The organism is Actinoplanes sp. NPDC051513, assembly GCF_044454685.1.
Lineage (GTDB): Bacteria > Actinomycetota > Actinomycetes > Mycobacteriales > Micromonosporaceae > Actinoplanes.
In genome coordinates this window covers 26,349-39,152 of the sequence record NZ_JBITDW010000017.1, presented here as the reverse complement: position 1 = coordinate 39,152, position 12,804 = coordinate 26,349, and the positions used below count along the sequence as shown (strand labels likewise).

Sequence of the window (12,804 nt, the reverse complement as noted above, 5' to 3'; positions counted from 1 at the left end):
GCCCCCCAGCCCAGGGGAAGCGTGGGGCGGGGCCCGGGCTGGGAGGCTTGGTCGCCGGTCAGACGTCGATGTGGATCCGGTCGCGGGCGTCACCGGTCCAGTCGACGGTGACGTCCTGCTCGTCGAGGGCGGACACCACTGCCTCACCATCGGCGGGGTCGCCGACGGTGATCTCGACGTGGTTGTTCTCAACGTGGGCGTGCACCTCGCGCCGGCCGGGCTTCGGATGCCGGTGCGCGGCGAGAATCAGCACGAGGGTGATGCCTTGGCCGCCGAGGAGATCCTTCAGCCAGTCGAGCAGGTCGTGGCCGGTCATGGGATCGTCGCCAGGGAGAACGCGGCGCCGACGGACAGCAGCGCCCACCGCATCCGTACGGCCGCGTACGTCGGGTCGTCGCCGTACGCCTGCGCCATCCTCGCCGCGCATTCAGCCTCACCCACAGCGGCGAGGGTGTCGGTGACGGTGCAGCGCACCACCGACCCGTTCGGGCAGGCACGCATGTCGAGGTCGGAGCAGAACAACGCCTCGGCGCGGCGGGCATCCTCGGCGGTCACCGGGTCACCGCCTGACGGCTGGCGGTCCACCCGCAGTCGCAGGACAGGGCGCCGCTCGGCAGCTTCGCCGCACAGGACGGGCAGCTGCGGGTCCGCTGCCGGTCCCGGCCGGCCTGCTCGTTGACGTCGAGGTAGCGGCGGTTCGTCGTCTCGTAGGCGCGACTCACGACGCCACCTCGTCGCAGGCCGACCCGAACACCGGCAATGCCTCACCGGTCGTCACATGGCACCCGGGGCAGCAGAAGGAGCCGTCGTCGGTGATCTGGTGCATCGCCAGATCACAGCCCCCGCAGACGGGGATGCCGCGGTGGCCGTTCCACTCCATTGCCTGGCCGCCCCGGTTGATTGCCCGGTCACCGACCTGCAGGTCCAACAGCGGCGTCCACGGATCCACATAGCGGTGGGCGGTCACGACGCCACCTCCCGCCGGACACGCTCGATCGCGCGGGCGGTGCGCTCCGGTCCGGCCGGCGTGAACGGGCCGTGGAACTCGTCGACCTGATCCCAGGGGCGCGGCTGGCCGATGCCGTCGAGGGCCCGCGGCTCCCAGCCAGGTCCGTCAGTGAGCGGCCACCACGGCCCCCAGCGTTCGATGCCGTACGAGCCGATCGGGTAGTCGTCGACGCGCACCCACGTGTCGCCGCCGCGGTCGATCCACGCGGTGTGGTTGTCAGGCTCGACCATCGTCACCACTCCGCCCTGATCTCGAGGGAGCGGATGTCGCCGACCGTCAGGTGCGGCAGGCCGTTTACCTTCACGGGCGCCGAGTTGTCGCCGCGGGCTTTCGCCTTCAGCAGATCGGCGAGGGCCTCGATGTCGGCGGCGTTGGCGGACTTGTCGACAACGCCACCCGACGCGTACGCGATCTCGAAGACGATCATGCCGTCACCACCGCGTCCGGCTCACCATCGGGCGTCGGCAGGACACCGTCCTGGATCCACACCCGGCACGTCCAGCCGGCGTTGTCCGGTGCGTCCAGGAAGTCACGGCCAAACTCGGCCGGATCGGTGCCCTCCGGAACCGAGCACATGCTGTCGGTCTTGGTCAGACGGACTTTGCCCTGCGGGTCTGTGACCTCGAAGTAGCAGACGGCCATCACGCCTCCCTACGTGCGACGGCGTCCGGGGCACGCTCGGTGTCGTAGCCCTCCCAGACGCGGATCTCGTCGGTCGGCTTGTTCGGGCCCAGCCTGAACAGCTCCTCACCGAACGCGGGGGCGTCGAGGCCGCTGTCGAAGGTGCCGCGATGCCATTCCTGGCCGAGGAAGCGGTAGGCGAACGTGTAGACCGGCATCACGCCTCCCGCAGCGACTCGTCGATCGCGGCCCGCTGCTCGGCGCCGCGGGCAGGACGCTTCGGCCGGCGCAGACCGTCGAAGTCCGGGTCGACGTCGAGGGTGAGGTGCTGGGTGAGGGTGGCGAACTTCAGGAAGTCGTCCCAGTCGCCGAAGTCACCGGCGGTCGGGGTCAGCGTTGCGGTGGACATTTCGTCCTCCAGATCAGCGGGTGGGGGAGAGCAGAGAAGGCAGAACGTCCACATAGGTGGCGTGGACGGGCTGGAAGCAGGCGCCGGGCCGGTCCGAGGTCCAGCCGCAGCGCTGCCAGTCGTAATAGATCCGGGCCGTGCCGCCAGCCGGCAGCGCGACGACCGCCTCGTGCGGGTCGGCCCACGTCAGGGCGGGAGCGGTCGGGGCGGTCACGGCAGCACCTGCCCGGCCTTGTCGGTCGGCTTCACCGGGCGGCGGACCGCGTCGGTCAGGTCCACCACGAACAGCAGCCCGTCGGCGATCAGGTCGAGGATTCGCTGCCGCGTCGCGCGATCCACCTCGATGTAGTCCAGGTCGAATTCGTGGCCTACCTTCACGAGCCGCTCGGCAGCTGCAGCCCGGATCAGGTCACGGTCCTCGGCGGTCATCCCGCCACCACCGTCACGCGCACCGTCGTCACGTCCGTGGCGAGCATGGTCAGCCCGCTGGTCGCGGTGGCCAGGTCAAGGACCTGGCTGTCGTCGGCCTTCTCGATCGCCTCGAGCAGGTCTGCGACCTTGTCGATGCCGCACGGGGCGTCGCTGCGGTTGCCGAAGCCGACGGTCATGCCGTCCCGGCCGAACAGCCGCACCTCGAAGGTGAGGATCTCGGAGGCACGCTCCCGCAGCACCGCGGCGAGAGTCGCCAGGTCGGGCTCAGCCGGCCAGTCCGCGTTGCGCCCGGCGGCGTCGGCGTTGAAGAAGACGGCGGGAGTCATTGCACGCCGGCCTTACGCAGTTCGGCATACCCGGCGTCGGTGACCGTCACCGGACTGACACCCGGGCCGTCGTCGATGGCGACGAGGTAGCCGTCGCAGCTGAGGTTGTTGACCCGGGCGTGCAGGTCGTATTCGGCTTCGGCGCCGCGCCACAGGACGCCGTAAGTGAGGCTGTCGTCGTAGGTGAACTCGCCCCGGTCGGCGGCGGCGATCAGCACCAAATCGGTCGTGGACAGGGTCATCGCGGGTTTTCGCTCATCGGCAGGGATCGGACCCACGCGGCGGCTTCGGGGTCCTGGATGCCGAGCGCCGCGGCCGGGTCGCCGCCGTGCCGGGCCAGGGCTGCCTCCAGGAGCGGCAGCAGGTCCGGGTCGAGCGGGCCGGTCATCTTGGCGAGACCGTCCGGCCCGTGCTTGGCGATTAGGCTGTGAAGGTTCGCGCGCATGTCGGCGCTGGCGGGGTCGGGGAGTGTCGTCGTGGTGGTGTCCACGGGGTCCTCCGGGAGGTGTTCCAGCCGGGGCAGGGGGATCTGTGCCGCACCAACCCCGGCCGGGAGTCGATGGCTTGATGCCTGACTCCCACGGAAGCACGCTTGTAGCAACTTGTAAAGTACTTGTAGACAACTTGCGCTACAGTTGACACGCGAGGTCCCCCAATGGCCCCGGCCACTTCACGCTGGCCGGGGCTTTCGTGTAGAAACGATCAAGACGCAGTCGTCAAGTGCTCCACAAGCACGCGACAAGAAGGCTCGCAATTGACACACGGTTGGTGGGACCATCACAGCGGGCCACAAAGGTCCGCCCACTCACACGAAGGGGACCGCTGTGTTCGACAACATCGAGTGGCTGTGGAAGACCTGGGGATCCGGTGACGGCGACTGCCCCAGCATCATGAAGGTCGACGGAGGATATGTACTCGTCGGCAAGAATCTCGACTCCGGCACCATCGAGCAGGTCGCCGCTGTCGGCCGCGCCAACAACTCCGGCATCGGCGCCGACGAGACGGCGGTCTTCCTTCCCGCCGACGTGATCGACCGCCTCCGCGAGCTCGGCTGAACCATGCGTCGAACGCTCGCTGGCGACGAGTTCAGCACCCAACTGCGCGACTTCAAACGCACAGCACTGCGGTGCGAGATGCAGCCGTGGTACTGGGTCGCCAGCGAGCGTGACGCGTACAGCAACTTCCTGGCAGGCAGCCCGGTTGAGCCCATCAACGTGGAGGGTTCAGCAAGATGGCTCGCCCAGGTCGCCAACCAGAGAGCTGAAGGCCGGCGCATGGAACGAGTCCGCATCCACCGAGACCCGCCCACCGACTACCAGAGATGGATTCGATGGACAGGTCAGTGGAACATCCGCGCCGGCGAACGCATCGACTACCTCACTGAAGGACAAGCCACGGTCGCCGGACTCTTGGCCGGCGTAGCCCAACGCGACTGGTGGCTCTTCGACGATAAACGGCTCATGGTCTTGACTCACAACGAGGAGGGCCGCCGTATCCACACCGAACTGATCACTGACGAAGCCGAGCTCGATCGAGCACGCGCGTGGTGGGACCTCGCAGTCCACACGACGCGAGGAGAGAACATATGACCGACTTCCGCGCCGAAGACTGGCTGACCCGCCCTCACGGGTTGGCTCAACGTTTTCGCGAGGCACGGGAAGCCGCAGGCATGCTGGCCCAGGATGTAGGTGCCGCCTTGCACTGGGATCCGGCGAAAGTCTCCAAGACCGAGAACGGCAAACGCACGCCGACCGCGGCCGACATTCACGCGTGGGCAGAAGTGACTGGCCTCGACGACTCCAGGCGTGACGAGATGCTTGCCATGCTCGAGACCGTGCGAGCCCTGCGTAGCTCATTCAAGGACCGCATGCGGTACGGGCGCACCGCGCTACAGGGTGAATACGACAGGCTTTATCGCGAGAGCAGCCGCTTTCGAATCTTCCAGACCATCTGGATTCCCGGCATCCTCCAGGTCCCGGACTACGCCCGCGCTGTCTTCATCGACCTCGATGAGCTGCGAGAAACGCCGCGGGATGTCGAACCGGCAGTACAGACTAGGATCGGCCGGCAGCAGCACCTGAACGACCTGAGTAAACGGTTCGAGATCATCGTCTGTGAGGCCGCGCTCCGGACAGTGTTGGCCGATCCGCAGGTAATGCGGGTACAGCTTGATCGGCTCATCTCAGTGACGATGCTGCCGAACGTGCGGTTCGGAATCATCCCCCTGTTGAAGCGAATTCACACTGCGCCGCAGGCTTCGTTCGTCCTTTACGACGAGCTTGCCGTAACGGAAAGCTTTGTGGGAGAGACGCGGTATTTCACTGAGGAGGCAGCGTTGCTCGGCCGGATCATGGAGCGGCTGTGGAACGACGCCGTTGAAGGCGCGGAGGCGAGAGGCCTCATCAGAGCCATCATTGAGGACCTGACTGCGTAGCGTTCCACAGCGCCAGACGTGAGGCCCTGGGGCAGGACGGTCCCAGGGCCTCGTCGTCCCCGCACTACTTCAGCGCAACCTTCGCCCCGCCGGACCAGAACGAGTCATGCAGCTCGATGGTGGTCAGCTTCGTACTCTCCGGCACGTCGAATACCAGGGTGCCCTTCACCGAGTTGCCCGGGTTGATCTCCTCCAGGAACGTTTCAGCGCCCGAGTTCACGCTGAGCTCGGCGCCACCGTCGTTGGAGTACTCGACACCCCTGCCGTCGAACGCCTTCTGAGAACCGCCGGTGAACGTCTGGGCCTCGTCGCCGATGTTCTTCACCGTCACATTCACCAGGCAGAACTCGCCCTGCGCCTTCGACACGAGGAATCCGCTGCCCACCTGCTCCTTGCCGCAGGACACCTTCGTGACCGTGAACTCGAATTTCCCGTCCCGCACCGGCGTGTTCAACCCGGGCTGCGCAGGCTTCGGCTTCGCCGGCGGCTTCGTGGCCGGCTTGACGGCAGCCTTGGTGGTCGCCTCCGGGGCCGGCGCCGCAGCACCAGTCTCATCGGCCACGTCCGCGGCATCCTCGACACTCTTGGTCGTGGTGGTGTCCGAGCCGTCGTCGGTGAGGTTCGCGATGGCGCCGAAGAACAGGCAGCCTCCGAACAAGACGGCCAGCACCACGAAGACGATCAACCCTGTCCTCCGCTTCGGTGCCTGCGGCGGCTGAGGCGGGAACGGCTGCTGCCCGTACGGTACCGGCGCAGCCTGGTACGGCTGCTGCGGTGGCGGCGCGTACTGCTGCGGCGGATACGGGGTCTGATACGGCTGATCCGGCGGGGGCGGAGCGTTGTACGGGCCTGGCTGCTGCCAATTCGCGTGCGGATCGTACGACACGGGGTGGACTCCGAGCGGGCTGGTGACTGGGCTGGTTGGCGCGGCCAGGCACCAGCCCAGGTGGCCCGGCCGCGTCACACACCCAACGACGTTCGTCGTTCCCGCGCAGTCGCCCTAACGGTCGGCGTCGGTCACTGACCGTCCTCCGAGGTTCACCGAACGGTCGTCGCCCAGGCTGAAGTTGATCGACCGTTCGCATCCACGCTCCATGGGGTGGTCCGCCGGGCCGTATGCCGCGACCAACCCCGGCCTGGCCGCACTACTCCGGGCCGGCCTGTCCGGGCGGCTTCCCGCCCACCAGGCTGGCTGCCTTGTTCTGTGCCACCGACACGATCGCCGCCGCCTCCACCCGGGCACGGTTCACGATCCGGTCCGCCTCGGCCCGCGCCTCGTCGATGATCCCTTGACTCAGGTCGAGCACCGTCGGGCCCAGCGGGCCGTCACCGACTGACGGCGCCGCCGCGAGACGACCTGCGCTGGTCAGCCGCCGTTCCGCGTCGGCGCAGGCGCGCAGCACGGCATCACGATGGGCTTCGGCTTCCCCGACCGCCAGCCGCACACTGTGCAGTTGCCGCTTCAGATTCTGTAGCTGCACCGCGAGGTCTTGCACGTCCGCGGCGTCCACATCGGGCGGCGGGCTGGCGGGAAACGGGTACGGAGACTGCAGCCGCTCAAGCTTGGTCAGACGCGCCCCGAAAGCAGTAGCGAGCACGTCGTGCAAACGGGCTGTGATGTGCTCGTCGGTGACCGCGGCGGCTTCAGCCTCGATTCGCTCGACGCTGAACAGGCCGGGAATCATGTCGTCGTCGTAGTGGTGACCGATGCTGGCGTCGCGTGTCATGGTCGGGCCTCAGGTCGGTTGCCGGGTTCGGTTCTCAGGTCGTTCTGCCACGCGTCGACGAGCCGGGCCCGCGCGTAGGACAGCTGCCGGCGTACCGCGGTCGGCTGGACCTCGAACATGTCGGCGATCTCCGTGGGTGTGTAGCCGTCGAGAATCATCGCCATGACCTTCTGCTGGCCGGGCGTCAACAGGTCGAGCAGCAACTGTCTGATCCACTGCCATTCCTCCCAGGTGGTTAGGTTCGCATCCGGCCGTGCCTGCGGTGTGCCCGCACGTCTGCGCACCTGCTCGGCGCGGATCAGGTCCAAGCTCCGCGCCTTCGACTTCAAATAGAACCGCACCACTGCCCGGCGGGCCCAGGCGAGCGGGTTGTCGAGCCTAGACCAGTTGTTATAGACGTCGAGCATGGTCGCGGCGACCGCCTCATCGGCGTCCTCGCGGTCCGCGCCGGCGTACTGGGCCTGCACCAGCAATGTCCGGTAAGAGGTACGGAAAAACGCCACGAACTCCTGCTCCCAATCGGTGCGGGCAACGCCCGAAACCGGATCGGTCCAGGACAGGGGAGTTGGCTGCTCCGCAGGGCGGTCACGGTCGGCCGCCGCCGCAGTTGGCCGGTCCTGATCGGCTGGATCAGAGTTGTCGTCGCGCACGGTGTCGTGATTAACCACGAGTGCGCTCCCGCAGGATGAGGGTGGTGCTGTGCTGGCGCCGGTGCGAGTCAGGTCTATGTGGTCCGGTGCTCGGTAAAACGTCAGGGGTTGTCACCGTGGGGGTCCTCTCGTCCGCGTTGACGGAACGTCCACCCATATAGGGCTTCGAAACCGTCGCAGCGTGAGAACACGATCGGGTGACAACTGGCCAGTACCTTTCGAGATCGCGTCCGTGGCGCTAGCCCGGCACGAAGAACTCGTCGAGGTCCAGCACCAGGCTGCAGTGATAGCCGGCCTGCGGCGCCAGCCATCGCCGATCGAGTCAGTCCTTTTCGACTGGATAGACGCCATGGTCGGCGTCCCACCACAACACGTAGAAGACGCCGGCGGCGATGAAGCCCCACAGCCGTTTCTTGTTGCCGATGCGGAATCGGAAGATATCCGCGTCGAAGACCTCGTCGAGGCGCAGCTGCGCGATCCGGTCCTGCGCCTCCTTGTTAAGCGTGTTGACCGCCTGGAAATGGTGTTTCTTGTGGGCACCGCCCTTCGACCCTGCGAGCTGCGCTTTGACTTCCGTCCACGTCGACCGACCGATGTTGCACATGAACTCGAGCAGCTCGTGCGCCTCGTCGCCGCTCACCCACGACCAGGCGCCGTGGTGGCCGCGGTCGGCGTGCTGAAACGAGAAGGTCACCTTGTGCTCGCCCGCGTCCGGGCCGCCCGCCGCCCGCTGATCCGTCTTCGGGACCTTGGCGCCAGAGACGAGTTGCTTCTGAGGAACGGTTTTCGCCCGTTTCGGCGACATGACCGGGTCCCGTTCAGGCGGTCGCGGCCGGTGTGGTTCCCCAGTCGTCCCAGGTGAGTTCGTCGACCGGGACGGCCTCCTGCGCGGAGTCCAGCGAGCTGTAGTACTCCTGCATGGCTGCTTGCGTGATTTCCGCGCTGGACCGGTCGGTGGGGTGCAGGCCGTGCCGTGCTTCCTGCCACGGCTGCTCGGCGTGGGTGAGGTGGCTGAGCTTGCGCGCGTTCAGGTCGGCGTAGGTGCCAAGAACCACGTCCACGGACTCACGCTCCGAGGTGGTCAGCCTGCTTGGGCTACCCGCCGGCCAGTCGGTGACAGTGAACTGGCCGCGGTGCAGTTGGTACACCTCGTAGACGACGGGCCCGTTCGCCCAGGCTTCGATGCGTTCGCCGAACAGTGGCTGGTCGTCCCAGACGAGATGCCAGGCCTGCGCGTAGTAGAGCAGCTTTTGCAGCTTCATCGCTGACATCGGGCCGCGTTGGGACAGGATGTATGCGGCTACGTCGTGTGCGGTTGCCACGGATACACCTCCCAGGTTCGCCTTCGGTGCGCCTCGTTTGCGGGTGAGCCTAGCGATCAGGTCCGACATTCCCTGTCCTCATGGTAACGGTTCGGTCACAGAACGTGGGTGGTTTGCCCTATTCTGTCGGTTACCGCCGCGTTTTTTCGCGAGTGACATTCACAACTCGGCGAGGAGACGTCACCCCGCCAGTCTGCGGTGCTTCCCCGGTTCGTGGCGACCACCCGAACGTATGGTGCCGACACACGACAGAACGAACAGCAGACCTCGCTGGACGTGGGGCCAGCTACTCCTCGCGGAACACCTCGTCGAGGTCCAGTACCCGCCCCAAGCTGAAGCCGGCCTGCTCGAGTGTCGGCGCCGCATACGTGGCCAGCGACAGGCCGCCGGTGACCGACAGCAGCATGGCGTGCGCCAGGCCGGGCGTCACCCGGCCCTCTTCCACGATCAGGTCCACGGCCCGGGTGGTGTCGGCATCGGCGAGGCGCACACCGTGCGCGCCGGCGAACGATTCCAGCCGGGCTAGCGCCGCCCTGTCATCGGCGAGAACCTGCTGGGCCTCCTCCAGCGCATACCAGGGGATGTGCACGGGGCCGCCGGTGTCTTCGCGCAGCTCCCGCAGCAGTTCGTCGATGGGCAGCGCGCGAACATCGTTGCGGGCGTATTCGACGAGCGCTGAGGTGTCGAGAACGACGCCCGGGTCCATCACCGGCCGGCGTACCGGGCCAGGAACGCTGCGGCCGACGCCTGGCCCTCGGCGGAGGCGGCGAACTCGCGGGTCTCGTTGAGGCGGGCACGAAGCCGTGCCTTCTGAACCGACGACAGCGCAGGCTTGGTTCCGCCGGCAGCCAGCTCTTCGATCACGGCAGGGTGCTCCTCGACGTAGCGTGCCGCTGCGTCGGACAGCTCAACCTCCGGGCGCCTGCTCATACCTTCGAGGCTACCGTCAGGCCTGGAAAATGCACTACACCGTGTCGTGCATTTCCGGGGAATCGGATCGCTGGCAGTGCTCAGGCCGGCCACGACAAGGTGCTGAACAGGTCGCATCGCACAACTCGGTCGGCGGCGACGATCCAGTACGAGCAGATCACTATCTGCCCGTCGTAGTGTGAGCCGGGAACCCGCGCCCACCAGAAGTCGTCCTCGGCGCGTTCGAGCTGGGCACCGCGTCGCGGATCGAACCTTCGAGTCGGGATCCATTCCTCAACCACTGCCAGGACCTCGGCCGGCGGCTGTTCCCGGTCGCGCCACAGGGCCAGTCGCTGCGGGAAGCGGTCGAGGTTCCACAGTCGGTCGTCAACTGTCATAGGTGTCTCTCGGCGGCCAGGTTCCTTCGGCCTTCCGCTTCGCGATCATCGCCTCGACCATCCGTTTCGTGGGCCGTTCGTCGTCCGGGTCGTCGGTCTCATCAGGCCGGTCAAACCAGTCCGTCAACCAGTCCCATTCGATGTGGTTGTCGGGCGCGTCTCGGGCCAACTGCCACGGCTTGGACGCCTGAACAAGGCTGCGCAGGTCGGCGGGGGAGAGGTTGGCGTAGCGGGACAGCACGTAACCGACCACGGAGAGTCGGTTGTCGCGAATGTTCCCAACCGAGGACTCGTCGATTTTCACGTCGACGCCGTTGTCGGTGGCGTAGATGGTCTCGCTGAACAGCGGCTCGTTGCTGTGGGCAAGCTCGTGGCCCTGGCAGAAGAACAGCAGCAGGTTGCGTTTGGTTTCTGACAAGCCCGGCCGGTCGTGATCTATGGCTGCGATGACGGTTGTGACGTTGAAGGGCGCGGTGCTCATCGGGGCACGATAGGTCGGCGCTGTTGGCGGCGCAGTCCGCCCTGGGGTCAAAGTGAGACTTGGCATGATCACCCCTTCCGCTGCGTCAACCTCACCAGCACTGACGGTAACCCTGTCGGCTGGCTGACCCTGTCGGATCACGGACTCGTCATTGCGATCCATCGATGCCCGGTTGAGGTCCTCATCGAGGTGCGGAGGTGGGTTCTGCTGGTCGGTCATGTCTCCTCCTCTGGTTTCAAGTAGCACGGGGGTACGACATGTTTGGGCTTGGCGACCTGTCCCGGACCTGTCCCCTGTCCTCTCCCTAGAGAGAGTGGGAGAGGACAGGTGCCATTTGCAGGTGGCGGGGACAGGTCCGGGACAGGCACAGGACAGCTCCGACCTGCGCTTTTCTGAAATTCGGGGACAGGTCGGGACAATCTTGGGGACAGATCTTGGCGGGACAGGTTTCAGGACAGGTTTTGATCTTCATGACTGGCGATCCTTCAACTCTCGGACCACGTCCGCCATCAACGCGTTGTTGAACGTCGGCAGGCCCTTCAGCGCCATCCAGCTCTTCAACTTGTCCCGGCCCAAGCCGGCCGGGACGCTCGCACCAATCAGGTCGTCGACGACCCGGTCCACCTCGCCACGGATGGTCTCGAGGGCGCCGGGCTCGGCGAGTTCGTGGCTAGTCCGCCCGGGAAGCCAAAGACCGCCAACTTGCTTCTCGCCGCGCCGCACCACCATGAACTCGTCCTCGCCCAGCCCAGTGCGCGTGTACGGCCGACTCAGCCGGATCGTCGTCGCGATTCGTTCAACGCCGTTCGCCACCGTCTTGCGCTCGTCGACCCGGCGCATCTCCCACACGTGGTCCACGTCCTGGGTCTTCGCCGACGAGCCACGTGAGCCCTTGTCCGAGTCCTTGCCGAAATGATCCAGCCGTACGCACGCGACACCGCGCGCCTTCAACGGCTCGTGGACCAGCTGGTAGAGCTGCAGCCACGTGTCGGAGTCGTTCTCCTTGCCGCCGATAAACCGCGACGCTGTGTCGAGCACTACGACATCGGGTGACTCCTGGTCGATGACGGCGAGAAACTCGCGAGAGGCCTGCTGTGATTCGTCGAGCGTGCCGGAGAAGCGGGGGAACTGCCGGTACGACAACAGGGCGCGAAAGTCGTCCGCGGTGGCGCCGAAAGCCTGGGCGCGAGTGACCACGTCCCGGAGGCTGTTCTCCCGGTCGAAGTACGACACCTTGATCGGCCGGCGGCTGATGTCGCCGATGAACGGCCGGCCCGTGACCGCCTTGAACACCCAGTCGAGAACGAACAGCGACTTGCCGACCTTGCCGTCGCCGACCAGCGTGATCTGCTGGCCGCGCTCGAGGAACCGGCCCGGCAGCCAGTCCATCCGGGTGAAGTCACGGGCGAAGGCGTCGTCCCAATCGACCTGGGATTCGATCTTGGAAGTCGGCCGGGGGCTGGTCGGTGAGCAGGTACTGCATCTCGCCCAGGGCAGCGTCGTACGCGGCGAGATCGTCCGCTTCGAGCGCCTTGCCGGCCCGGGCGTGAATCTCGAGTCGACGCCGGCGTCGGTACGCCTCCCGAACCTTGCCACGTGGTACGCGCACTCCGGGAGTCCGAGGAGGTCAGCGTGTTCCTTGCACTCGGACAGGTAGCTGATGACGCCGCCCGCCAGGGCGCGCACGGCGCGATGCGTGGTTCCCGTGGCCAGGTCGACAGCGACAAGCGTCGAGATGTTCGGGACGCCGATGTGCACGCTTATCGCCGCGTAGATCTCCTGGTGCGCGATCGAATAGAAGTGCTGCACCTCGAGATCGGCCAGGCGGGCTTCGGCGTCAATGTGGTTGGCGGGACTCAGGAGCCAGCCAAGAACAGTCTGTTCGTGGATCGACAGTGCCGCCGCGTTTGGCACACCCGAATCGCCAGGTGCGGCGGGTGGTGCGTTACGCGGTTTGGCGTGGGCTTCTTGGCGGGGAAGTGTCACGCGACACGTCCCGGAATCACCACGCTGTGGCCTACCTTCAAGTGGTCTGTTTCCGTAGTTGCATACGTGGGCGTGATGAACCGGCCGTGGCATGGCATCG

General features: G+C 66.5%; 27 protein-coding genes. 3 read left to right on the top strand and 24 right to left on the bottom strand.

Annotated features, from left to right (window positions below; translation table 11 throughout):
* Positions 1 to 58: 58 nt before the first annotated feature.
* From ACIA5D_RS36635 to ACIA5D_RS36570, 14 genes are read right to left on the bottom strand one after another with little or no spacing between them, the layout of a single operon-like run.
* Positions 59 to 316 carry a hypothetical protein gene (locus ACIA5D_RS36635; protein ID WP_396035040.1) on the bottom strand — a complete coding sequence of 86 codons (258 nt, stop codon included), beginning with the start codon at positions 314 to 316 and terminating at the stop codon, positions 59 to 61.
* Positions 313 to 555, bottom strand: coding sequence for a hypothetical protein (locus tag ACIA5D_RS36630; RefSeq protein ID WP_396035038.1), 243 nt, complete (start codon positions 553 to 555; stop codon positions 313 to 315). Before ACIA5D_RS36630 ends, ACIA5D_RS36635 begins: the two co-directional genes overlap by 4 nt.
* Complete coding sequence (locus ACIA5D_RS36625; RefSeq protein WP_396035037.1) at positions 552 to 722, bottom strand: hypothetical protein; 171 nt, start codon at positions 720 to 722, stop codon at positions 552 to 554. Before ACIA5D_RS36625 ends, ACIA5D_RS36630 begins: the two co-directional genes overlap by 4 nt.
* A complete protein-coding gene (locus tag ACIA5D_RS36620) occupies positions 719 to 967 on the bottom strand; it encodes a hypothetical protein (protein WP_396035036.1) in 249 nt (82 codons plus the stop codon). The genes ACIA5D_RS36625 and ACIA5D_RS36620 overlap by 4 nt, the downstream gene beginning before the upstream one ends.
* Positions 964 to 1,239 (bottom strand): hypothetical protein, encoded by a 276-nt coding sequence (locus tag ACIA5D_RS36615; protein ID WP_396035035.1) that lies wholly within the window; start codon positions 1,237 to 1,239, stop codon positions 964 to 966. The genes ACIA5D_RS36620 and ACIA5D_RS36615 overlap by 4 nt, the downstream gene beginning before the upstream one ends.
* 2 nt (positions 1,240 to 1,241) lie before the next feature.
* Positions 1,242 to 1,436 carry a hypothetical protein gene (locus ACIA5D_RS36610; RefSeq protein ID WP_396035033.1) on the bottom strand — a complete coding sequence of 65 codons (195 nt, stop codon included), beginning with the start codon at positions 1,434 to 1,436 and terminating at the stop codon, positions 1,242 to 1,244.
* A complete protein-coding gene (locus ACIA5D_RS36605) occupies positions 1,433 to 1,651 on the bottom strand; it encodes a hypothetical protein (RefSeq protein WP_396035032.1) in 219 nt (72 codons plus the stop codon). The genes ACIA5D_RS36610 and ACIA5D_RS36605 overlap by 4 nt, the downstream gene beginning before the upstream one ends.
* Positions 1,651 to 1,848 carry a hypothetical protein gene (locus tag ACIA5D_RS36600; RefSeq protein WP_396035030.1) on the bottom strand — a complete coding sequence of 66 codons (198 nt, stop codon included), beginning with the start codon at positions 1,846 to 1,848 and terminating at the stop codon, positions 1,651 to 1,653. The genes ACIA5D_RS36605 and ACIA5D_RS36600 overlap by 1 nt, the downstream gene beginning before the upstream one ends.
* Positions 1,848 to 2,039, bottom strand: a complete 192-nt coding sequence (locus ACIA5D_RS36595; RefSeq protein WP_396035029.1) for a hypothetical protein — start codon at positions 2,037 to 2,039, stop codon at positions 1,848 to 1,850. Before ACIA5D_RS36595 ends, ACIA5D_RS36600 begins: the two co-directional genes overlap by 1 nt.
* Positions 2,040 to 2,052: 13 nt before the next feature.
* Positions 2,053 to 2,253 carry a hypothetical protein gene (locus tag ACIA5D_RS36590; RefSeq protein WP_396035028.1) on the bottom strand — a complete coding sequence of 67 codons (201 nt, stop codon included), beginning with the start codon at positions 2,251 to 2,253 and terminating at the stop codon, positions 2,053 to 2,055.
* Complete coding sequence (locus tag ACIA5D_RS36585; RefSeq protein WP_396035027.1) at positions 2,250 to 2,468, bottom strand: hypothetical protein; 219 nt, start codon at positions 2,466 to 2,468, stop codon at positions 2,250 to 2,252. The genes ACIA5D_RS36590 and ACIA5D_RS36585 overlap by 4 nt, the downstream gene beginning before the upstream one ends.
* Positions 2,465 to 2,797, bottom strand: coding sequence for a hypothetical protein (locus ACIA5D_RS36580; RefSeq protein ID WP_396035025.1), 333 nt, complete (start codon positions 2,795 to 2,797; stop codon positions 2,465 to 2,467). Before ACIA5D_RS36580 ends, ACIA5D_RS36585 begins: the two co-directional genes overlap by 4 nt.
* On the bottom strand, positions 2,794 to 3,039 hold the full coding sequence (locus ACIA5D_RS36575; protein WP_396035024.1) for a hypothetical protein: 246 nt from the start codon (positions 3,037 to 3,039) through the stop codon (positions 2,794 to 2,796). Before ACIA5D_RS36575 ends, ACIA5D_RS36580 begins: the two co-directional genes overlap by 4 nt.
* Positions 3,036 to 3,287: a hypothetical protein gene (locus tag ACIA5D_RS36570; RefSeq protein WP_396035023.1), complete on the bottom strand. Its 252-nt coding sequence runs from the start codon at positions 3,285 to 3,287 to the stop codon at positions 3,036 to 3,038. The genes ACIA5D_RS36575 and ACIA5D_RS36570 overlap by 4 nt, the downstream gene beginning before the upstream one ends.
* A 334-nt stretch (positions 3,288 to 3,621) precedes the next feature.
* Between ACIA5D_RS36570 and ACIA5D_RS36565 the strand changes: the two genes are divergently transcribed.
* From ACIA5D_RS36565 to ACIA5D_RS36555, 3 genes are read left to right on the top strand one after another with little or no spacing between them, the layout of a single operon-like run.
* Positions 3,622 to 3,852 carry a lipid A biosynthesis lauroyl acyltransferase gene (locus ACIA5D_RS36565; RefSeq protein ID WP_396035022.1) on the top strand — a complete coding sequence of 77 codons (231 nt, stop codon included), beginning with the start codon at positions 3,622 to 3,624 and terminating at the stop codon, positions 3,850 to 3,852.
* Between the two features lie 3 nt (positions 3,853 to 3,855).
* A complete protein-coding gene (locus tag ACIA5D_RS36560) occupies positions 3,856 to 4,386 on the top strand; it encodes a DUF6879 family protein (RefSeq protein WP_396035021.1) in 531 nt (176 codons plus the stop codon).
* Positions 4,383 to 5,231, top strand: coding sequence for a helix-turn-helix domain-containing protein (locus tag ACIA5D_RS36555; protein ID WP_396035020.1), 849 nt, complete (start codon positions 4,383 to 4,385; stop codon positions 5,229 to 5,231). The genes ACIA5D_RS36560 and ACIA5D_RS36555 overlap by 4 nt, the downstream gene beginning before the upstream one ends.
* Positions 5,232 to 5,295: 64 nt before the next feature.
* Here the strand turns inward: ACIA5D_RS36555 and ACIA5D_RS36550 are convergent, their stop codons facing one another.
* The 10 genes from ACIA5D_RS36550 to ACIA5D_RS36505 all read right to left on the bottom strand — a co-directional run bounded on the left by ACIA5D_RS36550 (position 5,296) and on the right by ACIA5D_RS36505 (position 12,797).
* Complete coding sequence (locus ACIA5D_RS36550; RefSeq protein ID WP_396035019.1) at positions 5,296 to 5,916, bottom strand: DUF4352 domain-containing protein; 621 nt, start codon at positions 5,914 to 5,916, stop codon at positions 5,296 to 5,298.
* Positions 5,917 to 6,376: 460 nt separating this feature from the next.
* Positions 6,377 to 6,958: a hypothetical protein gene (locus ACIA5D_RS36545; RefSeq protein WP_396035018.1), complete on the bottom strand. Its 582-nt coding sequence runs from the start codon at positions 6,956 to 6,958 to the stop codon at positions 6,377 to 6,379.
* On the bottom strand, positions 6,955 to 7,608 hold the full coding sequence (locus tag ACIA5D_RS36540) for an RNA polymerase sigma factor (RefSeq protein WP_396035017.1): 654 nt from the start codon (positions 7,606 to 7,608) through the stop codon (positions 6,955 to 6,957). Before ACIA5D_RS36540 ends, ACIA5D_RS36545 begins: the two co-directional genes overlap by 4 nt.
* A gap of 322 nt (positions 7,609 to 7,930) precedes the next feature.
* Positions 7,931 to 8,413 (bottom strand): hypothetical protein, encoded by a 483-nt coding sequence (locus tag ACIA5D_RS36535; protein ID WP_396035016.1) that lies wholly within the window; start codon positions 8,411 to 8,413, stop codon positions 7,931 to 7,933.
* Positions 8,414 to 8,426: 13 nt separating this feature from the next.
* Positions 8,427 to 8,870 carry a Panacea domain-containing protein gene (locus ACIA5D_RS36530; RefSeq protein ID WP_396035015.1) on the bottom strand — a complete coding sequence of 148 codons (444 nt, stop codon included), beginning with the start codon at positions 8,868 to 8,870 and terminating at the stop codon, positions 8,427 to 8,429.
* A gap of 346 nt (positions 8,871 to 9,216) precedes the next feature.
* Positions 9,217 to 9,636, bottom strand: a complete 420-nt coding sequence (locus ACIA5D_RS36525) for a hypothetical protein (protein ID WP_396035014.1) — start codon at positions 9,634 to 9,636, stop codon at positions 9,217 to 9,219.
* A complete protein-coding gene (locus ACIA5D_RS36520) occupies positions 9,636 to 9,860 on the bottom strand; it encodes a hypothetical protein (RefSeq protein ID WP_396035013.1) in 225 nt (74 codons plus the stop codon). The genes ACIA5D_RS36525 and ACIA5D_RS36520 overlap by 1 nt, the downstream gene beginning before the upstream one ends.
* 80 nt (positions 9,861 to 9,940) lie before the next feature.
* The gene (locus tag ACIA5D_RS36515) at positions 9,941 to 10,237 is read right to left on the bottom strand and encodes a hypothetical protein (RefSeq protein WP_396035012.1); all 297 of its coding nucleotides are present in this window, start codon (positions 10,235 to 10,237) and stop codon (positions 9,941 to 9,943) included.
* On the bottom strand, positions 10,227 to 10,937 hold the full coding sequence (locus tag ACIA5D_RS36510) for a hypothetical protein (RefSeq protein WP_396035010.1): 711 nt from the start codon (positions 10,935 to 10,937) through the stop codon (positions 10,227 to 10,229). The genes ACIA5D_RS36515 and ACIA5D_RS36510 overlap by 11 nt, the downstream gene beginning before the upstream one ends.
* A 249-nt stretch (positions 10,938 to 11,186) precedes the next feature.
* On the bottom strand, positions 11,187 to 12,797 hold the full coding sequence (locus ACIA5D_RS36505; RefSeq protein ID WP_396035009.1) for an AAA family ATPase: 1,611 nt from the start codon (positions 12,795 to 12,797) through the stop codon (positions 11,187 to 11,189).
* Positions 12,798 to 12,804: the final 7 nt, after the last annotated feature.